The organism is Collimonas sp. OK307 (genome assembly GCF_900113705.1).
GTDB lineage: Bacteria > Pseudomonadota > Gammaproteobacteria > Burkholderiales > Burkholderiaceae_D > Collimonas.
The window spans coordinates 344799-367955 of the sequence record NZ_FOQI01000001.1 but is presented as its reverse complement, the minus strand read 5'-3'; the positions used below and the strand labels follow the sequence as shown (position 1 = coordinate 367955).

The window sequence follows — 23157 nt, the reverse complement described above, 5'->3', positions numbered from 1 at the left end:
CATTGCCGATGTTAGTTTTAAGTAACCTTATTTGGGTAAAATTATCGGCAGTGGCAGTTTAATCAAGGGAATAATATGAGTAAAACAACATTTCTCGGCTTCGAACAACCGATTGCCGAGTTAGACGCCAAGATTGAAGAGCTGCGTTTTGTCCAGGACGACTCCGCGGTAGATATTTCGGAAGAAATCGACCGTTTGTCGAAAAAAAGTCAGCAATTGACCAAGGATATCTACGCAAAACTGACTCCTTGGCAAGTTTCTCAGATTTCACGTCATCCGCAACGCCCATACACAATGGATTATGTGAATGAAATATTCACCGATTTCCATGAGTTGCATGGCGATCGTACCTATGCCGACGACCAGTCGATAGTCGGCGGCCTGGCGCGCTTCAATGGCCAGGCTTGCATGGTGATAGGCCATCAAAAGGGGCGCGACACGAAAGAGCGCGCATTGCGTAATTTCGGCATGCCTAAGCCGGAAGGTTATCGCAAGGCCTTGCGCCTGATGAAAGTAGCAGAGAAATTCGGCCTGCCGATTTTCACCTTTGTCGATACCCCTGGCGCGTTCCCTGGCATCGATGCTGAAGAGCGCGGACAATCGGAAGCTATCGGCCACAATTTGTACGCGATGGCGGAATTGAAAGTGCCGCTGATCGCCACCATCATCGGCGAAGGTGGCTCCGGCGGCGCGTTGGCGATTGCGGTCGGCGATGCAGTCCTGATGCTGCAGTATGCGACTTATTCGGTGATTTCGCCTGAAGGTTGCGCCTCGATCCTGTGGAAAACCGCTGAGCGCGCATCCGATGCTGCCGACGCCCTGGGCCTGACCGCGCATCGCTTGAAAGCAGTCGGCCTGATCGACAAGATCGTCAGCGAACCATTGGGCGGCGCCCATCGGGATCCGAAGCAGATGGCTTCCCTGTTGAAGCGCGCATTGGCGGATACCTTGCGCCAGTTCCAAGGTGTGAAGACCAAGGATCTTTTGAATGCGCGTCATGAAAAATTGATGAGCTACGGTAAGTTCAAGGAAGTACTGGCTGCAGAATAGGCGTGTCGAATTCATCTACTGCAAGTATCTACGCATACCTGGAAGCTACCCTGGCGGAGATCGCGCAAGCGTTCCCTGCCACGGTTCAACAGCAGCCGGCGCGGCTGGCAATTGCCTATAGCGGCGGGCTGGATTCCAGCGTCCTGCTGCATGCGGCCGCACAGTACGCCAGCGCGCATGGCATCAAGCTATTCGCCTTCCATATCCACCACGGCCTCAGCCCCAATGCAGATCAATGGCAAATCCATTGTGCAGAGACTTGCGCAAAGCTGAATGTCGAATTCGATACCCGGGGTATCGAATTGCACAATCGCGACAAAAGCGGGGTGGAAGAAGCGGCCCGCATCAGCCGCTACGCCGCGCTGGGCGACTTGTGCCGCCAACATCGGGTTCCTTTACTCTTGACCGCGCATCACCTGGATGACCAGGCCGAGACCGTGCTGCTGCAACTGTTGCGCGGCTCCGGCGCGGCCGGCTTGTCGGGCATGGATCGCTGGAACACGGCGCCGACTTTGCTGGGTGATAGCGAGTTACTGATGGCGCGGCCGTTGCTGAAAGTGTCGCGTGCAGCGTTGGAAGAATATGTAGCAAAATATGCCGCAACCCAACAGCTGACGTATATCGAAGACGAGTCAAATCACGATCCACGCTATGCCCGCAACGCCTTGCGCCAGCAAGTCATGCCGGTGCTAAGCCAATACTTCCCGGGATTCCAGGAGCGTTTCTCGCGCAGTTCCGGGCACATGCAGACCACCCAACGCTTGCTGATCGACCTGGCGGCGCAAGACATGGCCCTCTGTGCCGACGGCACATGCCTCGATCTGGAGCACGTGCGGAAGTTGAGCGGCGAGCGGATCGATAATCTGCTGCGCTACTGGTTCGGCTTGCATCATTTGCGTATGCCGTCCAGCGCCTGGCTGAGTGAAATGCGCCAGCAATTGCTGGAAGCTAAAGCCGATGCGCAATTGTGCGTGACGCATCCGGATTGCCATATCCGCCGTCACAGGAACCGTGTGTTCCTGACGCCGCGCGACGATATCGATCGTTCCGAGATCGAACCGCAAGCGTTTCGCTGGAACGGCGAAGCCGAAATGCGTTTCCCTGAGTTCGGCGGCGTGCTGCATTTCGACCAGGCAGAGCAGGGCATTGCTGCCGACTGGCTGCGCGTACAACCGTTGCAAATTCAATATCGCTCCGGTGGCGAGCGCCTCAAGCTGGCGTTCAATCGCCCCACAAAAAGCATCAAATATCATTACCAGGCTTTCGACGTGCCGCCCTGGGAGCGTGAACGCCTGCCGTTGGTAAGCAGCGGCAAGCAGATTCTGTTTGCGGCGGGCATTGGCATGGATTGCCTGCAATTGGCGAGCGAACCGGGACTGCATATCAGTCTGCGCTGGCAACCCGATGAAGTTCCATTTAAGCAAGATATCTTAAGCTAAGCGACGTTACCGGCAGCACTTTCTCTCTGGTAAGCCTCTTGTCATAATCGGCTGTTGCGGGTACATTAAAGGGTTGATTTTATTTTTTTGCACCACACCCGCTTCTAGCACCCACCTACATTCCCTATGGCTTTAATTGTCCACAAATACGGCGGCACTTCGATGGGCTCACCCGAGCGCATCAAGAATGTCGCACTGCGCGTCGCCAAATGGCATGACGCCGGCCACCAAATCGTCGTGGTGCCCTCCGCGATGTCCGGTGAAACCAACCGCCTCCTGGGCTTGGCAAAGGAAATTACCGCCCAGCCCGATCCACGCGAACTCGATATGCTGGCCGCCACCGGCGAGCAGGCATCGGTCGCCTTGCTGGCCATGGCCCTGCATGCGATAGGCAAGGACGCAGTCTCCTACGCCGGCTGGCAAGTCGCCATTGAAACCGACTCGGCCCACACCAAAGCCCGGATTCGTTCGATTGACGACGTCAAGGTGCGGCAAGACCTGGACGCCGGCAAAGTGGTGATCATCACCGGTTTCCAAGGTGTCGATGAATTGGGTAATATCACGACCCTCGGTCGTGGCGGTTCCGATACGTCGGCCGTCGCCGTGGCTGCTGCGCTGAAGGCCGCGGAGTGCATGATCTATACCGATGTCGACGGTGTCTACACCACCGACCCGCGCGTAGTATCGGATGCACGCCGCCTGAAGACCGTAACCTTTGAAGAAATGCTGGAGATGGCATCGCTGGGCTCTAAAGTGCTGCAGATTCGCTCGGTCGAATTTGCCGGCAACTACAAGATGCCAACCCGCGTACTGTCTTCGCTGACTGACCCATTAATGCCATTGGAAGAAGAAGCAATTTCCGGCACCCTGATTTCGTTTGAGGAAGACACCAAGATGGAACAAGCCACCATTACCGGCATCGCGTTCAATCGCGACGAGACCAAGATCACCGTACTTGGCGTGCCAGATCGCCCAGGCATCGCCTACCAGATTCTTGGCGCAGTCGCTGACGCCAATATCGAAGTCGACATGATTATCCAGAATCAGTCGGTCGACGGCAAAACTGACTTCACCTTTACCGTGCCGCGCGGCGAGTACACCAAGGCGATGGATGTCTTGAACGAGAAGGTCAAGGCACACATCGGTGCTGCCAGCATCACTGGCGACGCCAAGGTGTCGAAAGTGTCGGTAGTGGGCGTAGGCATGCGCAGCCATGTCGGCATCGCTTCGCAAATGTTCCGCACCCTGGCCGAAGAGGGCATCAATATCCAGATGATTTCGACCTCCGAAATCAAGATCTCGGTACTGATCGACGAGAAGTACATGGAGTTGGCAGTGCGTGCTTTGCACAAGGCTTTCGGGCTGGAAAGCGCGTAATTGCACTTAATCGCGCTTAATCGAAAAAATTTTCGAAAAAAGCTGATAATCTTGCATGGCGTTATTGACCAAAACCGCATGAAAAGTTATTATTCGTGTCCTTAACGCGGCGTTGTAAAAAAGCCGTTTAAGTTTGGAGGCGTGGCCGAGTGGTCGAAGGCACTTCCCTGCTAAGGAAGCATATGGGCTTAAACCTGTATCGTGGGTTCGACTCCCACCGCCTCCTCCAAGAACATGTTCTGCAATTTTGGGAACGTACAAAAAGCCGCTTCTAGCCTCGTGCTGATGCGGTTTTTTTGTTTTTGAAGGACTTTTCTTTGTCAATTTATTACTTGCTGTAGCGAACCTTGCTTTGTAAACTGGCTCTTATCAGTTATTACAGCAGTCAACGGCTGAACTGATCGAGGTTCAGCCGGATAGATAAAGGTTTCATGGCACATCACTCATCCCCATCCCAAACTGACAATCCGACACTTGGCGCTAGTCTTGATGCCACTCCTGTTGTCCAGAAGACGGGCGTAAGCTGGCGCTTCTGGCTGACGGTGCTGGTGGTGCTGATCCTGGGCGCCATGGTATTCAAGTCCTTGCATACCTTGCTCGCCGATGTGCACTATCGCAGCATCGTGCATGCGGTCAAACATACGCCGCTGAGCAATCTTTTACTGGCGGTGCTGGCGACGGCGGTCAGTTATCTGTCGCTGGCCGGCTACGATGTGTCAAGCTTGCGGTACGTCGGCGCCAAGGTCAAAGGGACCACCATCGGCCTCACCTCATTCATTGCCTACGCACTTGGCAATACCGTAGGACTCGGGGTGCTGACCGGCGGCACGATACGCATGCGCTTGTACACCGCGAGCGGCGTCGAAGCGTCGCAGGTGGCGCAGGCCATCGCCTTCAATGCCGGCGCATTCGGCCTCGGCATGACTACTTTCGGCGCCATCGGCTTGCTGTGGGGGGCGCCGCAGGTCCAGGCGCTGGCGCATATTCCGAGCTGGCTGTTGCGAGCGATCGCCAGCCTGGTGCTGCTGGGCGTTGCCGCTTTTATCCTCCTGTGCCGCGTACGCCGTGATGTGCTGTTGTTCGGGCGCTGGAATTTGCGTTTGCCGGAAGCCGGCCTGGCGATGCGCCAATTGTTGATCTCGGCCGTAGATTTGAGCGCCGCAGCAGCGACCTTGTGGTTCTTGCTGCCTGGCGGGGTGGTCGATTTGCCGACTTTCGTCGCGTTCTATGCGATAGCTATGGCGCTAGGCGTGATCAGCCATGTGCCGGGCGGCGTCGGCGTATTCGAAGCAGTGATCTTGCTGGCTTGCGCCAATCACGCGCCAACCAGTGATATCGCGGCCGCCTTGCTGTTGTACCGGGGTGTCTACTTCCTGCTGCCGCTGTTGTTGGCAACGATCTTGCTCGCCGCATTTGAAATGCGTTCCGGCGTCGGCGCACCGGTAGCGCGCGCGGCGGTGAAATTGTCGCCATGGCTGCTCACCGCGTTGACGCTGGTGACCGGCACCATGCTGCTGATATCCGGCGTGACACCTGCCACTCGCCATGCTGAAGAACTGCTGAGACTGCATGTGCCGCTATTTGTAGTGGAAGCATCGCACCTGATCGGCAGCGTGGCCGGTTTGGCGATGCTGTTCCTGGCTCGTGGCTTACTGCATCGGCTCGATGCGGCCTGGTGGGCCTCGCTGGTGTTGACGGTGATCGCCGGGATCCTGGCGCTGCCTAAGGGTATCGCGATTTCCGAATTCATCGTGCTGTTCCTGCTGGCCTCGTTGTTGGTGATTTCGCGCAAACAATTCGATCGCCGCTCGTCTTTGTTTTCACAAACCTTCGAACCGGGCTGGATGATTGCGGTTGCCTGCGTACTCGCGGCTTGCGGCTGGATATTGTTGTTCGCCTATCGCGATATTGATTTTGCCGACCGCATGTGGTGGCAATTTGCGTTTGACGATTATGCACCTCGCTCGATGCGGACGCTGATGGTGGTGGCTGTCATGGCCCTCGGCCTGGGCTTGTGGCAATTGTTCCGGCGCTCCACGGGTAACGCCGAACGTCCGGGCGAAGCAGAGTTGCAGCGCGCCGCCGAGATTGTTCGCAAGCAGCCGGCGGCAGATGCCTGCCTGGCCTTGATGGGCGATAAAAGCCTGCTGTTTTCTGCTTCCGGCAACAGCTTCATCATGTTTGCCAAGCACAATCGTTCCTGGGTCGCCTTGTCCGATCCGGTTGGCGAGCAGAAAGAGTGGTCGGAGCTGATCTGGCGCTTTATCGAACTGGCCGATGGCCATGGCGGCCGCGCGGCATTTTACAAAGTGCGGCCGCAAACCTTGCCGCTATATCTGGACGCCGGTTTGCGGGTTTATAAGCTGGGTGAAGAGGCTTACGTGCCGCTGGATCAATTCAACCTGCAAGGCCCGCGCCGCGCCAATCTCAGGCATGGCGTCAATCGGGCCGAGCGCGAAGGCTTGAGTTTCGAGATGCTGGCGGTTGAACAGTTGCCGCCGTTGCTGGATCAACTCAAAGTGGTTTCCGATGCGTGGCTTGCCGATCAAGACACGCGCGAAAAGAGTTTTTCGCTAGGTGGTTTCGATGAAGCCTATATCCTGCGTCAGCCGGTTGCCGTGATTCGCCGCGAGGGTAAGATCATCGCCTTCGCCAGCTTGATGTGCCCGGAAGTATTGCGGATCGAAGCCGCCATCGATTTGATGCGGCAATTACCGGATGCGCCTCCAGGCACCATGGATTTCCTGTTCTCTCAATTGATGTTGTATTTCAAGGAGCGGGGTTTTCAGCATTTCGGGCTGGGCATGGCGCCGATGTCGGGCATGAAAGATCATCAGCTGGCGCCGCGTTGGCAGCGCTTTGGCCGCATGTTGTTCATGCACGGCGGGCGTTTCTATAACTTCCGTGGGCTGCGCAATTTCAAAGACAAGTTCGATCCGGTGTGGGAGGCGCGTTACCTGGTAACCAAGGGCGGCCTGGGACCGTTGTTCGCTTTCACCGATACCGCCGCGCTGATCAGCGGCGGCCTTAAGGGAGCCATCAGTAAATGAGTCCAAATCGGGATCTGGATCTGAAACGGAAATTCATATGCCTGGCGTTGTGCGCAATGGCGCTCATCGGCAATGCGGCAAATGCAGCCAATGCCACGAGCGCCAGCGACGCGCACCACAGCTTAAGCCACGGCCGCTTCAAGAATATTGAAGTCTACCGGCCGGAGGCAGCAATCAATGGCGTCGTCTTGCTTCTGTCCGGCGATGCCGGCTGGGACAAGAGCGCCGCCGATAAGGCGCAGGCCCTGGCGCAGCAAGGTGCTTTGGTGGCTGGCATCAGCACGCAGCAACTATTTGCCAGCCTCAATGCCGACGGCGGCGACTGCGCATTTCCTGATGGCGATCTGGAAAACCTGAGCCGCTTCGTGCAAGCCTATGAAAAAGTACCGGGATATTATCCGCCGCTTCTGGTGGGAGAAGGTTCCGGCGCGAGCTTTGCCTACGCCATGTTGGCACAAGCGCCTGCGAACACTTTCGGCGGCGCCGTATCGCTGGGATTCTGTCCCGCCTTGAGTTTGCGAAAACCGCTCTGCAAAGGTGAGAACGTGCATTTCAAACCGCACGCAAAAGGCAAGGGCGTGGATCTGTTGCCGGTCTCCAGGTTGCCCGCAGCCTGGCGCATCTTGCTCGACGAAAAATCCACCGGGACAGGGCATTGCGAAGCTAGCGTTGCGCGTACCTTTGCCAGCGGTGTCGCTGGCGCAGAAGTGATTACGGTGCCCGGCACGGACCAAGGCGGATTGGCGCAGTTGAAAGCGGTCTATGCCAGCCTGAATGCAAAACAAGCTGTAGTGGTGCAAGCACCACCTGCAGCGGTGTCCGATCTGCCGGTGGTCGAGGTTGCCGCACTGGGCCAATCCGCACCTGGCCGTGATGCCGACACCATGGTCATCTTGATCAGCGGCGATGGCGGCTGGGCGGGGATCGACCGTGATGTCGCGACCGCGCTCTCGAAGCGCGGTGTGGCGGTAGTCGGCATTGATTCGCTACGCTATTTTTGGAGCACGCGTACCCCGGCATCGACCGCGAAAGATGTGGAACGCCTGATGCAGTTTTATATGGCGCGCTGGAAGAAAAGCAAAGTGATATTGATCGGTTATTCGCAAGGAGCCGATGTCTTGCCGTTTGTGGCTAGCCGCTTGTCGGGCAAGGCGCTAGCGTCCGTGCCGTTGGTAGCGATGATGGGCCTGGGTAAAAAAGCCGATTTCCAGTTTCATCTGGCCAACTGGGTCAGTTCCGTCAATGACGGCCTGCCGATTCCGCCCGAAGTCGCAAAACTGCCTGCCGGCCTGGCAATGTGCATCTACGGTAGCGAAGAAACCGATTCCGCCTGCCCGAGCCTGGATGCAAGCCGCGTCAAATTGCTGAAGCTGACCGGCGGTCATCATTTCGACGGCAACTACGAGCGCCTGGCCGGCATGATCCTGGACGCGGCGCGTAAGTAACGCGGTAACTCGTGGTCCCGCGCCTCGTTACACTATTTAATTATCACACTATTTATCTGGTGAATATCAGGTATCACAACAATCAAGCAGACTGATATGTTGCGGTGCGATATAGTGCTCTCGTCTCCTCCAACACCTCTCAAGGTTTGGATTCAGCCCGCAACGAAAGTTAGCGGGCTTTTTTTTTGTCCAAAATGCGCCTGGTCTCTCTGTATCAGCCGACAAGCGAATGCCCCGGCATTGCCGCACAGATACTCAAACACGTATCTGTAACCTCAAAAAATTCATTGGAAAATGGCCGGATTAGCTCCTAGTATGGGTCCCGCCCTTCAAAGATTTTATCTATCCAAAAACATAATAACGGAGACTAGCAATGAAAATGACACGCCGAACTATATTGAGCGCAACCCTTTACCTGGGCCTGGGATTGGGAATTGCCGGTAGCGCATTTGCTGAAAAACCGCTGGTGCTTGGTTTTTCCCAGGTCGGCGCCGAAAGCGAGTGGCGCACCGCAAATACCGCGTCGATCAAGGATGCGGCAAAACAGGCTGGCGTCACGCTCAAGTTCGCCGATGCGCAGCAAAAGCAGGAAAACCAGGTGAAGGCGATTCGTTCCTTCATCGCGCAAAAGGTTGACGTCATTGCATTTTCTCCGGTAGTTGAATCGGGCTGGGACACTGTTCTGCGCGAAGCAAAAGCTGCCAAGATCCCGGTGATCCTCACCGATCGTGCGGTCGACGTCAGCGACAAGTCTCTGTATGTAACTTTCATCGGTTCCGATTTCGTTGAAGAAGGCCGTCGCGCCGGCCGCTGGTTGCTGGAACGGGCCAAGACCATGCCCGCCGGCGATATCAATATCGTTGAATTGCAAGGGACAGTCGGCTCCGCCCCTGCGATCGACCGCAAGGCAGGTTTTGCAGAAACCATCGCCGCTAATCCTCATCTGAAGATCATCCGCTCGCAAACTGGCGATTTCACCCGGGCCAAGGGTAAGGAAGTGATGGAAGCCTTCCTCAAGACAGATGGTAAAAAAATCAATGTTTTATACGCGCACAATGACGACATGGCGATCGGCGCTATCCAGGCCATTGAAGAGGCGGGTCTGAAACCTGGCAAGGATATCCTGGTGATCTCGGTCGACGGCGTTAAAGGCGCATTTGAAGCAATGATGGCTGGCAAGCTCAACGTCACCGTCGAATGCAGCCCGTTGTTGGGACCGCAGCTCATGAAGGTGGCCAAACAAGTGCTTGCCGGCGAGACCGTTCCTAAGCGCATTACGACGGAAGAAAGCGTATTCCCGGCCGAAGTGGCAGCCAAGGAGTTCCCAAACCGCAAGTACTAACCGGTACTAGTTAAGTACCGGATACTGAGCCATAAGTTTGGCAAATCAGTTGCTGCAGGCGGCGGGCAACTCGCCCGTCCGCCGTATTGACGTAGAGTTTTGCAGGCATGCGCAGGTCTCCAGGACTGCGCGTGAGAAATTCGGGATCGCAAGCGGATGAATAAAACGGTAACAGGCGCTTCTGCTCAAGCAGCGAACGGCGGGGTTTCACCGACGCTGGAATTAAACGGTATCTATAAAGCATTCGGCGGCGTGAAAGCGCTTAGCGATGTCGCTTTACGTCTGTACCCCGGGGAAGTGCATACCCTGATGGGACAAAACGGCGCCGGCAAATCCACTCTCATCAAAGTACTGACCGGCGTCTATGCGCCCGACAGCGGCGAGATCCGCCTGGACGGCAATGCCATACAGCCGTCTTCAACCCATGAGGCACAGAATCTCGGCATCAGCACGGTGTATCAGGAAGTCAACCTGTGTCCGAACTTGTCGGTCGCTGAGAATATTTTTATCGGCCGTTATCCCGGAAAATATACCGGCATAGACTGGAAAACCATGCAGCAGCAGGCGCAGCGCCTGCTAGGCGACCTGCAAATCCATATCGATGTGACGGCGTCCCTGGACCGGTATCCATTGGCGATCCAGCAGATGGTGGCGATTTCACGCGCGCTGAGCGTCTCCGCCAAAGTCTTGATTCTCGATGAACCTACCTCCAGCCTGGATGAGGCTGAAGTGCGTTTGTTGTTTGACGTTTTGCGCAAGCTGCGAGGGCAGGGCATGGCGATCCTGTTCGTGACGCATTTCCTGGAACAGACCTACGAAATTTCGGACCGTATCACGGTATTGCGCAACGGCGTTCTCGAAGGCGAGTACATGGCCAGTGCGTTGAGTCGTTTCGATCTGGTGAATAAAATGGTTGGCTTGCAGACGCGGCCAGCGGCGGAGGTAGTCGGCGCTGATAGAGAGCCACGCGCGGCAGGCGCCGGCGAAACTGTGTTGCAGGCGCACGGACTGGGCCGCAAAGGAATACTTGCACCGCTGGACCTGGATTTTCGTGCCGGAGAGGTATTCGGGTTTTGCGGTTTGCTTGGTTCCGGCAGAACCGAGGCCGCGCGGTTGCTGTTCGGCGCCGACAAAGCCGATAGCGGCAGCATATCGGTGAAAGGTAAAGCCGTCAGATTCAACTCGCCGCGTGACGCCATCGCAGCCGGTATCGGTTTTTGCTCCGAAGATAGAAAAGCGGAAGGCGCGATACTTGCACTGTCGGTGCGAGAAAACATCATCCTGGCGCTGCAGGCGCGCATCGGTTTGCTGCGCGTCATTCCGCGTAAGCGCCAGCAAGCGATTGCCAACGATTACGTCAAATGGCTAGGCATCAAGACGCCGGATATCGAGGCGCCGATCAGCTCCCTGTCCGGCGGCAACCAGCAGAAAGCCTTGCTGGCGCGCTGGCTTGCTACAGATCCCGCGATGCTGATATTAGATGAGCCTACACGCGGCATCGATGTCCGCGCCAAGCAAGAGATCATGGATCACGTCATCGCCCTGTGCCGCAAGGGCATGGCGATCCTGTTTATTTCATCCGAAATCCCCGAGGTGCTACGCTGCAGCGACCGCATGCTGGTATTGCGCGATCGCCAGGCCTGCGGCGAGTATTCGCGTGGCGAGCTCGACGACGAATCGGTGTTGCAGGTGATCGCAGGAGAGTGCGCATGAGCATTCCGTTGAATTCCAATCCTGTGAATCACGATCCGATGAGTCACGATCCGCTATCCGGCGCCAGGTTGCAGAACGAGGCTGCCCCAGACTCATCAACATCTTTGCGATTGCTATTGCGTCACCCGTTGCTACGGCCGCTGGCGGCATTGGCGCTGCTGCTGGCAGTCGATTTTTTCATGATTCCGGGATTTTTCCGGCTTGAATGGAAAGACGGCCACCTGTACGGCAGCTTGATCGATATCGTCAACCGTGCTGCGCCTTTGATACTGACGGCACTCGGCATGACCCTGGTAATCGCAACGCGCGGCATCGATATTTCCGTGGGTGCGGTGGTGGCCATCTCCGGCACCGTTGCCGCACTACTGATAGGCGGCACGATGGAGATGCACAACGGCGTACCGGAATATGCCAGCCGGATACCCATGATATGGGCGCTTGCCGCCGCCATGGGGGCGGCCATCCTGTGCGGTGTGTGGAACGGCTTCCTGGTGGCCACGCTCGGTTTGCAGCCGATCATAGCGACCTTGATCCTGATGGTGGGCGGGCGCGGACTGGCGCAATTACTGACCGACGGCCAGATCATCACGGTGTACTACAAACCGTTTTTCTATGTTGGCAGCGGCTATCTGCTCGGCTTGCCGTTTTCTCTGTTTATCGCCATAGGCGTATTTATTGCGGTTGCGCTGCTGATGCGTAAAACCGCGCTGGGCCTGTTCATCCAGACGGTCGGCATCAACCCGGTGGCGGCGCGGCTGGCCGGCATCAGGACTGCAGCCTTGATCTTTTTCGTCTACATGTTTTGCAGCGCCTGCGCCGGTGTCGCGGGATTGATGATCAGTTCCAATATCAAGAGCGCAGACGCCAACAACGCCGGCTTGCTGCTGGAGCTGGATGCGATTCTGGCGGTAACGCTGGGCGGTACTTCTCTGGCCGGTGGAAAATTCAGCCTGGTCGGCAGCGTCATCGGTGCGTTGATCATCCAGGCGCTGACCTATACGATTTATTCGATGGGCGTGCCGCCGGAGGTGAACATGGTGGTGAAGTCGGTGGTGGTGTTCGCGGTGTGCCTGTCGCAATCGCCTGAGTTTCGCGGATTGGGGACGGAACTGCTTGGCGGCGCTGGCCGGTCGCGCTCTTCTAACGGTAAAAAGAAATGAAACCTACGATGAGATTTTTTCGCAAGTCACTGTCGTCTCCTTACTTCACTTCGCTGGCGACAGTAGCCTTGCTAGTCGTGATGTTTGCCCTGGGATCGTTCACCTATAACGGATTTTTCTCTTTGCAGGTGGTGTTAAATCTGCTGATCGACAACGCATTCCTGCTGGTGATTGCCATCGGCATGACCTTTGTCATTTTATCCGGCGGCATCGATCTGTCGGTCGGTTCGGTGCTGGCCTTGACTACCATGATCTCGGCCTACCTGCTGCAGTCATGGCATTGGCCGCCACTGCTGGTGATCGGCTGCGTGCTGGTGATCGGCAGCGCGTTCGGCGCGCTGATGGGCGCAATGATACATTTTTTCAAACTGCAGGCATTCATCGTCACGTTGGCCGGCATGTTCCTGGCGCGCGGCTTGTGCTACCTGATCAGCATCAATTCGATTACGATCGACCAGCCCTTGTATGTGACCCTGTCGCAAGCCCGCATCGAATTTCTGGGCGCCTTCGTCTCGCCTAGCGTAGTGATCGCGATGCTGATGCTTGCGGTGGCAATCTACATCGCCCACTACACGCGCTTCGGGCGCGCGGTGTATGCCATCGGCGGCAACGAGCAGTCGGCGCTGCTGATGGGATTGGCGGTGGGGCGCACTAAAGTGATGGTGTACGCCTTCAGCGGATTTTGCGCGGCCCTGGCCGGCGTCCTGTTCTCGTTCTACATGTTGTCCGGTTACGGCTTGCATGCGCAGGGCACGGAACTGGATGCTATCGCCGCCGTGGTGATCGGCGGTACCTTGCTTACCGGCGGCTACGGCTATGTCGCCGGCACGCTGACCGGCGTGCTCATCCTCGGCCTGATCCAGACCTTGATTGCATTCGACGGGACATTGAGTTCATGGTGGACCAAGATTGTGATCGGCGTGCTGCTGTTCGTTTTTTGCATGGCGCAGCGTTTGCTGTCTTTGGGAGCGGCTAGCGGGACATCGGCGCCGCCAGCAGCGGCGGCGGCTTGATCGGCAAATGAACCACGTACGTTTAACGAAGACACCAGTGCCGGAGAACGGTATACATTATAGATTCACGACCTTATCCCAATCCAATCCAGACGCGTGAAAAGTCACCTCCAGCAAGGGTAAATTGTTGCGTCGACTGACAGCGCGGTCCTGGGCAGGGCCAGCCGTAGCATTAATGCCAGGCGTTACACATCGATAGCTGAATCCGATTTCATGCGCTTGCGCAGTTCGAATTTCTGAATCTTGCCGGTGGATGTTTTAGGCAGGGATCCGAAGTAAATGGTTTTTGGAACCTTGAAGCCGGCCAGGATGTTCTTGCAGAATGCGATCAACGTTTCTTCATTGAGGTTGCTCCCTTCCTTTAGCTCGACAAAGGCGCAGGGCGTTTCTCCCCATTTTTGATCCGGTTGCGCGATGACCGCTGCAGCCAGTACGTCGGAATGTTGATACAGGGCATCTTCGACCTCGACGCTTGAAATGTTTTCGCCGCCGGAAATGATGATGTCCTTGCTGCGGTCCTTGATTTTGATATAACCGTCCACGCTCATGACGCCGAGATCGCCGGTATGGAACCAGCCGCCCGCAAATGCATCTTGCGTGGCTTTCTGGTTTTTCAGATAGCCTTTCATGCAGATATTCCCGCGAAACATGATTTCGCCGATTTCCTGGCCATCGGCTTGCACCGGCCGCATGGTATCCGGGTCGAGCACGGCTATAGCGCCTTGCAGGTGATAGCGTACTCCCTGATGCGATTTCTTGACGGCACGTGCATCTTGCGACAGTGCGGCCCATTCTTCCTGCTCGGCGCAGATGGCGGCAGGGCCGTACACTTCGGTCAGGCCGTAGGAATGTATCAAATCGAAACCCATGGCTTCTATCTTGGCTAGTATGGCCGTTGGCGGCGGTGCGCCCGCGACCATGCCGCGGACCTTGCCTGGCAGTCCCTCGCGCCAGCTTTCCGGCGCATTGGCCAATGCGGCATGCACAATCGGCGCGGCGCAATAGTGGGTAACGCCATGTTCGCGAATCAGGTCAAATACCAGTTTCGGTTCGAATTTTCGCAGGCAGATGTTGACGCCGGCACGGGCTGCAATCGTCCAGGGAAAACACCAGCCGTTGCAATGGAACATCGGTAGCGTCCAAAGGTACACCGCATGCTTGGGCATGTCCCATTCCAGGATATTCGATATTGCGTTCAGCGCGGCGCCACGATGGTGATACACCACGCCTTTAGGATCGCCAGTGGTGCCGGATGTGTAATTCAGCGCAATGGCGTCCCATTCGTCTGCTGGCAGCTCCCATTGGAAATCGGCATCGCCGCCCGCGAGCAGGCTTTCGTAATCGGTGTTGCCAAATGGCATGACATCATCGGGGCCGAGCACGTCGTTTACGGCAACCACATACAAGCCCGGAATCTGTTGCGCCAGCTGACGTGCGGCGTCGGCGAACTCACTGTCGGCCAGTAGCACCTTTGCCTCTCCATGGCGCAGCATGAATGCCAGGGAGGGCAGGTCAAGGCGGATGTTCAATGCATTCAGTACCGCGCCTGACATCGGTATACCGAAATGCGCCTCCACCATTGCGGGTGTATTCGGCAACATCACTGCAACCGTATCGCCTTTTTCCACGCCCATTTTGCGTAGCGCGCTGGCCAGCCTGCGTGCGCGCAGGTAAGTGTCGCGCCAGTTTTGACGTAACGGGCCGTGTACGATAGCCAAACGATTGCCGTATACTTCGGCGGAACGCGCGATATGGTCAAGCGGGCTCAGTGCCGCGAAGTTGGCAGGGTTTTTGCCAAGGCCAGAGTCGAAATCAACCGTCATGATGCTATTGTCTCCTGAAGAATGTAAGCATTCCCTATACGACCCGGAATGTATTTATTCTAGGCTATCATCAGTTGGATGACGGGTTTGTCATCGTGATGACAGCTTAAGGAAGCGATTTGTATGAGCAGCAACGCAGTACAGCTTGGCATGCACGATTGGTTCATAGTACTTTCACCCCCGCATCAGGCGCTGGTACAAGGCGGTGTGGTGTCGCAACATTTTTCTGCGGGTACCTTCATAGCGCGCCGTGGCGAACAATCCCGGTATTGGATTGGCGTGCACAGCGGTTTGATTAAACTGGCTGTATACAGCCTGGACGGGCGGGGTGCGACGTTTTCCGGCATTCCGGCGGGAGGCTGGTGCGGTGAAGGCAGTGTCATCAAGCGAGAATTGCGAAGATACGATGTGATTGCCATACGCGATTCCGACATCTTGCTGGTGCCGGTCGACATTTTTCATACTCTGATGACCGAAAGCCTGCCCTTCGCGGCTTTCGTGATCCGCCAACTCAACGAACGCATGGGGCAATTCATCGCAACGATACAGAATGAACGCCTGTTGGGGGTGGATGCGCAAGTAGCCCAGGCGATTGCACAGTTGTTCCATCCCATGTTGTGTCCGCGCACATCTGCGGTGCTGGAGCTGTCGCAGGAGGAAATCGGCTTGCTCACCGGTCTGTCACGGCAGCGAGTGAATCAAGCCTTGAGTCAGTTGGGGAAGTTGAATCTCGTAAATGTTTCCTATCAATCGATTCGTGTCGTTGACCTGCCGGGCTTGCGTAGTTTTGGTCTGTCGGAACTGTAGAGCGCCGGTAGTCATCCTGACGACAGACAGGAGATGCGATTTTGAACAAAATTGGCCTCTCAACATCGAGACGGTACCGACTCATGACAATCAGGGTTCATCATCCGCTGCATTTGCTGCGCCTACGCTTCCCGGTGATGTTTCGGATCACGGTATTGAACGGAACGCTGTATCTGCGTAATCACGGCGCGAGCAAAAAACTGCTCTGCGGCGAAAGCACGGCGGTCCCGGCGTTCCTGCGCTTCGACTGCGATGTGATGCCGCTACAGCACCGGGCCGCAGAATTCTCGCTGGAGGTGGCATCTGCGCCAGTTGATGCGCATCAGGTCACGGAACGGAAAAAAGAGTGGAGCCGGCCGCTGGCGCAGCATATATTCATGTCGCCGCAAGGTAGTTGGACGGCCGCTTGCGTGGCGCATCAATGGCAGGTGACACCGCAAAAGGCGCGTGCGCGTCTGTTTGCCGAAGGAGAGGCCTTGCGCAGCCTGGTGCGCGAGCAAAGGGTTGCCCACGCACTGTATATGGCCGCAAGGGCGGACGGTTCAGATTCTCATGATCTGGCAACGATAGCGGTACGCTCGGGATTTGCATCCATGGCGGCGTTCTCGGATATATGCGAAGAAATGACCGGTGTGCCGGCCGATGCTTTTCTGCAATGAAATCAAGTTACGCCATCAGTGCGCGCTTTCGGCAAGGAGCGAGTGATTGCGCCGCTGATGAATACACGGGACAGCTTTTTGTAGATTATGAAAGCGTCACTGATGATTTTATGACCGTACGTGCGGAGCAGGCACAGCAAGAGAGAGAAACGTTTTGATGCTGAAGTTCATGCTTGATACCAATATTGTCATTCACGTGATATACGAGCTGTCGAAGGATTGCACTGAAAGGTCGCGAGCAGGCAAGCTTGCATGAGAGGATGGTCTTGGCAATAAGAACCTGTTAGAATGCGGCCCTGTCCCGTATCGCAGGTAGTCTCTGCAGATATAAGTTTTGCGCGTTTCTTCGGATCGGCAGAATTGCCCGAGTGGTGAAATCGGTAGACACAAGAGACTTAAAATCTCTCGCTCGTAAGGGTGTGCCGGTTCAAGTCCGGCCTCGGGCACCACTATACATTGCAGTAAATGCAAACAAAACGCCGCAAACCAGGTAAATACAAGGTTTGCGGCGTTTTTTCATTTACGGCTCCCTGCCTGTGAGTCTAATTTGTGAAATGCAATTCAGAGGTGGCAACTGCCTTGATTTCCGGGCCGAAACTCTCGATGTCGGGCAGCGTCGCATTTTCATGCGTGCGTATCTGCAGCCCGGTCGCATGCGGCTTGTCGTGGGTGGTGTGGGCGTCGGCCACCAGCGTCACCGGATAACCCAGTGCGGCGGCGCGGCGGGTGGTGGTGTCGACGCAGAATTCTGAAGCGTAACCGCAGATCACGACGTGTTCGGTGCGCCATGACGCCAGCAATGCTTCGAGTTCAGTGCGGAGGAAGGAATCCGGCGTGGTCTTGCGCAGTTTTACGTCGCCTTCCTTTACCTGCAGTCCGGGCTGGAGTTGCCAATTTGCAGAGTTGTATTCGATATCGCCGGCTTCGTGCTGGATAAACACCACGGGGACTCCCGCAGCGCGGGCTCGGGCGGTCAGGATGTTGATGCGCTCTATGACTGCTTCGGCTTCGAACGGGCGCGGCGTTTCATCAAATAAGCCATGCTGGACATCGATAACTAGGAGAGCGGATTTCATGGGTTCCTGAGGGGGTGGGGGTGGGGCGGGAACTTCGACGAATTCCCATCGTTGCAGCACTGCCCCGACGCTTGGAGGAGGCAGATGCCGGCGCTGTTTCAGGTTTCCGGAATGCTTGGAACAACCGGTGCCGCACCGAAATTGTTTGGTTCTTTTGCTTCCTGAATCAGGAAATATATGATGACAATCCAGCCGATGACCGGGAGAAGTGCGATCAGTTGCCACCAGCCGCTGCGATTCGTGTCATGCAGGCGTCGCGCTGCAACCGCAATGGATGGCAGCAACGTGGCAACTGAAACAAGCAGGCTGAACTTGTCGCTGATCGCACTGGCGGCGAACGACAGCAGCACCGTAAACAGCACGAACCACCAATATTCGGAGCGGGAAGCCCTGCCGTTGAAGTCGGCGTACTTCGAAAAGCAGACTTTAATTGACTCTGTAAACGTCATGTTTATCCCCTGAGATTTTTCAAACACATGCTGCCCTCTTGAGGCGGTGTATGTGTCTGTGGATTTAGGTAAGGTTACCGGAAAGTAATAATAACAAAAGCCGTCGCAATTACGGCATTAAAGTTGCCGAACCATAAATTTCCTGAGTCAACGGCGGTCAGGATGCAGTTGGAAATCATGTCAGCCGAAAAGTCCCCTCCCGATCCCCTCTCAGGTGCGCCTTCTACGACAATTTATTGCCGAATTAAAAATGTGCCTATAAAGAAACAATTTCAGTAAATAAACAAAAATAGGGAAATGTTGCAATAAATGCGAGCATAATAAATTGCACAAGGGAAATTAAAAGAAATTCTTACTAGTAATGCGCGACTGAGTATGTGAATGCAGCAAGCCGATATGCCGGCCTTGGCCGGATTGAAGTTAGTGCACATATGGGGGGAGACGTTATGGACAAAGAATTGTCTCGTCGGAGGTCCTTGTCGATTATCTCCGTTGCTGTATTAGTATTGATTTCCGGTTGTGGCGGCGGTGGGGGGGGGAGCAGCAATCCGAATCCACCGGCAAACCCGGCCCCAAGCACTCCGCCAGGGGCTGCTACGCCACCGGCGTCAAGCTCGCCACCTGCTGACGGCAGCGGCAATGCGGCAGCAACAGCGGTACCGGTCGCGACGCCGCCACCGCCAGCCATGTTGAACGTGCTGGATCCCAGTAATATCAAGGTTGCCCGTAGCCAGGGCCTGACTGGCGCCGGCATCACGGTCGGCATCGTCGATACCGATTTCGATGTCAGCGATCCGCAACTGGCCGGACGCATCAGCAAGACGGTCTACAGCGTCGGCGGCGCCAACGGCAATACACACGGCACGGAAGTGGCGGAGATGCTGGCAGGGAGCACTTCGGGTGTCGCTCCCGGCGCGTTCTTGCAAGTTGCCGCCGCCGGCACTACCGACAGCGGTCTGCTGCTCAATAACCAGATGTATCAGGATCTGTTTAGCAAGGGCGTGCGGATTTTCAACCAGTCCAATGGCATCAGTCCCGTCGGCGCTTCTGTCAGCCTGACACTTGCCCTGCATACTCTGTACCAGCCGTATGTGGCCCGGCAGGGTTTGTTCATCTGGTCTACCGGTAACGATGGCGCGGCGCAGCCGAATCTTACGGCCAGCCTGCCCAGCTTGTTCGCTGACCTGCAAAGCGGCTGGCTGGCGGTGACGGCGGTCAATGCCGCCGGCGGCACTAACGGCTATTCTTTCAGCGACACGGTGCCGGGTGTGATCTCAAGTTACGCCAACCGTTGCGGCGTTGCCGCCAACTGGTGCCTGGCGGCGGCCGGCGATTTTATCTCTGGCGCCACCGGCACCCGCGTCTACGGCACTTCGTTTGCCGCGCCGGCGGTGAGCGGTGCGGCAGCCCTGGTGCAGCAAGCCTATCCCTGGATGAATGCCGACCTGATCCGGCAAACCATTCTCTCGACGGCCACCGACATGCACGATCCTGCCACTTACGGCTGGGGATTGCTCAATGCCAGCAAGGCAGTCAACGGCCCGGCGCTGTTTGACCAGCGGCTGGCGCTGGGGCCGAATGTGAATGTCCAGTTTGATAACGCCAGCTCGGTATTCAAGAACGATATCGGTGGCGATGCCGGCTTGAACAAGAGCGGCAGCGGGCAGTTGACCCTGGCCGGCAATAATACCTACACGGGCGCCAGCAATATCCTTGGCGGCCGCTTGAATATCACCGGCGCAGTCGCTTCCAGCGTCAATGTCAGCGCGTCCGGCCAGCTCGGCGGCGACGGCGGCCGTATCCACGGCAATGTCAACAATAGCGGCCGGGTCAACAACAGCGGCGCCGGCCTGACGATCGACGGCAATTATATTGCGGTGCCGACGGCGGTACTGGCCAATCAGCTCAATACCACATTGACGGTGGGCGGCGCGGCGATACTCGGCAATTCGCACCTGATCGCCACCACGCCTGCCGGCAACCAGGATCCTTCCGGCTATGTCACGCAGCAGGCCGGCGTCACGGGTAAGGTGCTGAGCGCTGCCGGCGGCGTTAGCGGCCAGTTCAAGGATCTCAGCTTCGAGGCCGACGGTGTCAGCTTCACGCCGGGAGTGTTTATTGCGGCGGCCTTGTCGTACCAGGCGCAGCAAGTCGATCTGCAGATCAGCCGCACCAACGTGGTCAGCATGGCTGCGGCGGCGTTTGGCAACGATCCTACCCGTACCAATGCGGCGGCCAACCTGGAGACGGGCCTGAAGGCGGCGGACCAGATGGTCGCCAGCGGCAATGTGAGCGGAACCAACGGTGCGTTTTTGGCGAGCGCTGCGGCTTTGCAGAAGAGCGCCAGCGTGGAAGTGGCGGGGCAGGTGCTGGATAGCCTGTCGGGGCAGATCCACGCTTCGGCCCAGGCGCTGACGTTCCAGCAATCGCAGGCGCTCAATCGTGATCTGGGCAATCGGCTGGCGGCATTGGGGAGCCAGGCGGAAGGGAAAGACGGTACCGGTTTGTGGGTCAGCGCCATCGGTGCTTCGGGCAAGTTGAGCCAGAGCGGTTATGCCACGGGCGACACCTCCCTCTGGGGCGGCCAGTTCGGGGTCGATACCCACCTCAGCGCCGATACGATCATTGGTGCAGCGCTGGCGTATGCTGACAGCAAGGCCAGCTTTGACCGGCTGGGCGGGCAATCCAAGGGGCACAATACCGGTGTTTCCCTGTATGGCCGCCACGCGTTTGGCGATAGCGGCTGGTATGTGTCGGGGAGGACCGGCGTGGCCAGCATCGTCAGCACGGTGTCGCGCACGGCGGTGATCGGCAATACGCAGCAGAACCTGGGTGCCGGACACACAGATAGTCTGTGGTCGGCTTATGCGGAGAGCGGTTATGTGCTGCCCTTGTCCGCTGATGCCCGGCTGACACCCTACGCCGGACTGGCTTACGATCACCTCAAGCGCGGCGGCTTTACGGAAAGCGGCGGCGTATTCGGACTGACGGCGGACGGCCAGGCGTATCAGCAAACGGCCGGTTTGCTGGGTTTGCGTGGCGCTAGCAGTTTCCAATGGTCGGGAGGTTTGAGCACAGTGCAGGCGTATGCAGCCTGGCAGCATGCATTCACGGCGGGCAGCCTGGATTTCAGGGCGGCATATGTGGGTGCGCCGGCGGCGGGATTTACGGTGCAGGGGATCGGCTTGTCGCGCAATGCCGGCTGGGTCGGACTGGGCTTGACTACGGCGGTGGACAAGCGCTGGGGCTGGTATTTCAACTACGATGCGCAGCTGGGCAACGGTGGCTTGGGTAACAATGTGCTGTCGCTGGGGCTGCGCTTTAATCTCGATTGATTACATTTCGCTGCTGGCTGGCGCGTCGACGTGCGCAGGTGCTGGTGCCGGTACTTCCGGCGCCATTGCCGGGCTGGTTTTCATGATGCGTTTCTTACCCATCAAGCCCAGATCCGCACCGGTAATGCCATATTCGTTCATCTTGGCTTTGATTTCGGTGATGACGTCAGCGATTTCGGCTTGACGCAGTTCCTCTGCCTGTTTTCTCAATTGTTCGATTTGTGCTTGCAGCTCTTTGTAGGTCGTCATTTCTGGTGCTTTCTTTCTGCGTTTGGGACGGGCAAGTATACCGTAACCAAGAAATGAGATGGATGTGTCCTTACCGCTGTTTGCTGCGGATCCGGTTGGTTGCATCGATACGTGTGCATAGATACATGTTGTTGCAAACATTACCGATTTGTAGTTCCCCTTTTTATTGCCCAATATATATTGAATACAAGGAGTACAGTTTGTACTGTCGTTGTGGCGTTGCCTTGGCAGTAAGCGAAGCAAACGCGGGAAGTAAAAGGTGTCGCTATGAAAAGGTTCACGGTTTTATGGTTTGCGGTAGCCGCGTTGATGTTGAGCGCTACCGGTGGTTCTGCGCTTGCGCAAAATCACGAGTTTCACGGACATGGCGGCGGCTTTCATGGCAACGCCGGCGGCTTTCACGGCGGTGGAATGCAAGCTCGCCACGGGTTTCATCGGTTCAACGATTTCCATGGGCGCAGCAGGATAATCATAGGCGGCCCGTTTTTCTGGCCACCGTTTTACTACGATCCAGCTTTCTATCCAGGCCCCGCGTCATTGATGTATGTGCCGCCAGGCGCTGATTTCAGTTACTACTGTAACGACCCGGCGGGCTATTATCCTGATGTGCCGAGTTGCCCGAGCGGCTGGTTGCGGGTGGTGCCAGGCGACGCCCCATATTAGTCAGCCGTAGCCTGTGCAAAAACGCTATCCAATTCAATTTGGGTAGCGTTTTTTTTACGCATGTCTTGGCCGTAGGGCGCCAGCAAAATTTTGCCAGGCATCTTGCTGGCAATTAACATGGCGCGTACCATGATGTGAAAACTTTTTCAACTTCCTATCCCGGAGAAATGCATGTCCATTCATATGATTGAAGCGGTTCGTTTTAATGGTGCCGGCGATCGGGTCGAAGAAGTACGTTGGGGACGGGCAAAACCCAAAGATGACGGCTCTATCGGATGGGAGCACAAGACTTCGGAACAAGATGTCAGCCTGGTGGTCGATGCGCTGCATTTCGGCGATGAGGTCGCCACCGCATTTTCAGTCGATGGAAAAATTGTGCGCGGCCCCAGCATCGCGCTGGTGATTTACGAGCACGGGATTGAAGGTATCGGCATTGCCGAGTCCGAAGTGTCGGGACGCACGCTGGCAGATTTGCCGCGATTTTGAGCCGGATTGAATCTGCCACCC

18 protein-coding genes and 2 tRNA genes are annotated in these 23157 nt (G+C 56.7%); 16 read left to right on the top strand and 4 right to left on the bottom strand.

Annotation, left to right across the window (positions count from 1 at the left end):
* Positions 1-75: 75 nt before the first annotated feature.
* From BM205_RS01620 to yjfF, 10 genes are all read left to right on the top strand, one after another.
* Positions 76-1050, top strand: a complete 975-nt coding sequence (locus tag BM205_RS01620; protein WP_092411921.1) for an acetyl-CoA carboxylase carboxyltransferase subunit alpha — start codon at positions 76-78, stop codon at positions 1048-1050.
* 2 nt (positions 1051-1052) lie between these two features.
* Entirely contained in the window at positions 1053-2489 is a 1437-nt protein-coding gene (gene tilS, locus BM205_RS01615) for a tRNA lysidine(34) synthetase TilS (RefSeq protein ID WP_092411920.1), read from the top strand.
* A 126-nt stretch (positions 2490-2615) separates the two neighbouring features.
* Positions 2616-3866 carry an aspartate kinase gene (locus BM205_RS01610; protein ID WP_092411919.1) on the top strand — a complete coding sequence of 417 codons (1251 nt, stop codon included), beginning with the start codon at positions 2616-2618 and terminating at the stop codon, positions 3864-3866.
* 135 nt (positions 3867-4001) lie between these two features.
* Positions 4002-4095: transfer RNA gene (locus BM205_RS01605), tRNA-Ser, on the top strand.
* A 202-nt stretch (positions 4096-4297) separates the two neighbouring features.
* On the top strand, positions 4298-6916 hold the full coding sequence (mprF, locus tag BM205_RS01600) for a bifunctional lysylphosphatidylglycerol flippase/synthetase MprF (protein ID WP_092411918.1): 2619 nt from the start codon (positions 4298-4300) through the stop codon (positions 6914-6916).
* Positions 6913-8361: an AcvB/VirJ family lysyl-phosphatidylglycerol hydrolase gene (locus BM205_RS01595; protein ID WP_254783688.1), complete on the top strand. Its 1449-nt coding sequence runs from the start codon at positions 6913-6915 to the stop codon at positions 8359-8361. Before mprF ends, BM205_RS01595 begins: the two co-directional genes overlap by 4 nt.
* A gap of 373 nt (positions 8362-8734) precedes the next feature.
* The gene (locus tag BM205_RS01590; RefSeq protein ID WP_092411917.1) at positions 8735-9703 is read left to right on the top strand and encodes an ABC transporter substrate-binding protein; all 969 of its coding nucleotides are present in this window, start codon (positions 8735-8737) and stop codon (positions 9701-9703) included.
* Between the two features lie 156 nt (positions 9704-9859).
* A complete protein-coding gene (locus BM205_RS01585; RefSeq protein WP_092411916.1) occupies positions 9860-11416 on the top strand; it encodes a sugar ABC transporter ATP-binding protein in 1557 nt (518 codons plus the stop codon).
* A complete protein-coding gene (locus BM205_RS01580) occupies positions 11407-12576 on the top strand; it encodes an ABC transporter permease (protein ID WP_371326441.1) in 1170 nt (389 codons plus the stop codon). The genes BM205_RS01585 and BM205_RS01580 overlap by 10 nt, the downstream gene beginning before the upstream one ends.
* An 8-nt stretch (positions 12577-12584) precedes the next feature.
* Entirely contained in the window at positions 12585-13589 is a 1005-nt protein-coding gene (yjfF, locus tag BM205_RS01575) for a galactofuranose ABC transporter, permease protein YjfF (RefSeq protein ID WP_092411915.1), read from the top strand.
* 185 nt (positions 13590-13774) lie between these two features.
* Here the strand turns inward: yjfF and BM205_RS01570 are convergent, their stop codons facing one another.
* Positions 13775-15412, bottom strand: a complete 1638-nt coding sequence (locus BM205_RS01570; protein WP_092411914.1) for an acyl-CoA synthetase — start codon at positions 15410-15412, stop codon at positions 13775-13777.
* Positions 15413-15535: 123 nt separating this feature from the next.
* Between BM205_RS01570 and BM205_RS01565 the strand changes: the two genes are divergently transcribed.
* The 3 genes from BM205_RS01565 (at position 15536) to BM205_RS01555 (ending at position 17327) form a co-directional block, all read left to right on the top strand.
* Entirely contained in the window at positions 15536-16219 is a 684-nt protein-coding gene (locus tag BM205_RS01565; protein ID WP_092411913.1) for a Crp/Fnr family transcriptional regulator, read from the top strand.
* A gap of 83 nt (positions 16220-16302) precedes the next feature.
* Positions 16303-16878, top strand: a complete 576-nt coding sequence (locus BM205_RS01560; RefSeq protein WP_092411912.1) for a hypothetical protein — start codon at positions 16303-16305, stop codon at positions 16876-16878.
* A 362-nt stretch (positions 16879-17240) separates the two neighbouring features.
* Positions 17241-17327, top strand: a tRNA-Leu gene (locus BM205_RS01555).
* A gap of 93 nt (positions 17328-17420) precedes the next feature.
* Here the strand turns inward: BM205_RS01555 and BM205_RS01550 are convergent.
* Positions 17421-17954, bottom strand: coding sequence for a cysteine hydrolase family protein (locus tag BM205_RS01550; protein ID WP_092411911.1), 534 nt, complete (start codon positions 17952-17954; stop codon positions 17421-17423).
* Between the two features lie 98 nt (positions 17955-18052).
* Positions 18053-18430, bottom strand: a complete 378-nt coding sequence (locus tag BM205_RS01545) for a DUF805 domain-containing protein (RefSeq protein WP_371326440.1) — start codon at positions 18428-18430, stop codon at positions 18053-18055.
* A gap of 449 nt (positions 18431-18879) precedes the next feature.
* On the opposite strand from BM205_RS01545, the gene BM205_RS01540 reads away from it, so the two are divergent.
* Positions 18880-21738, top strand: coding sequence for an autotransporter serine protease (locus BM205_RS01540; protein WP_254783687.1), 2859 nt, complete (start codon positions 18880-18882; stop codon positions 21736-21738).
* Here BM205_RS01540 and BM205_RS01535 read toward each other — a convergent pair whose 3' ends face one another.
* The gene (locus BM205_RS01535; RefSeq protein ID WP_092411908.1) at positions 21739-21987 is read right to left on the bottom strand and encodes an H-NS histone family protein; all 249 of its coding nucleotides are present in this window, start codon (positions 21985-21987) and stop codon (positions 21739-21741) included.
* A 267-nt stretch (positions 21988-22254) separates the two neighbouring features.
* Here BM205_RS01535 and BM205_RS23925 point away from each other — a divergent pair, with 267 nt between their 5' ends.
* The gene (locus BM205_RS23925; RefSeq protein ID WP_139227196.1) at positions 22255-22650 is read left to right on the top strand and encodes a hypothetical protein; all 396 of its coding nucleotides are present in this window, start codon (positions 22255-22257) and stop codon (positions 22648-22650) included.
* Positions 22651-22821: 171 nt separating this feature from the next.
* Complete coding sequence (locus tag BM205_RS01530) at positions 22822-23136, top strand: hypothetical protein (protein WP_254783686.1); 315 nt, start codon at positions 22822-22824, stop codon at positions 23134-23136.
* The last annotated feature ends 21 nt before the right edge of the window (positions 23137-23157 follow it).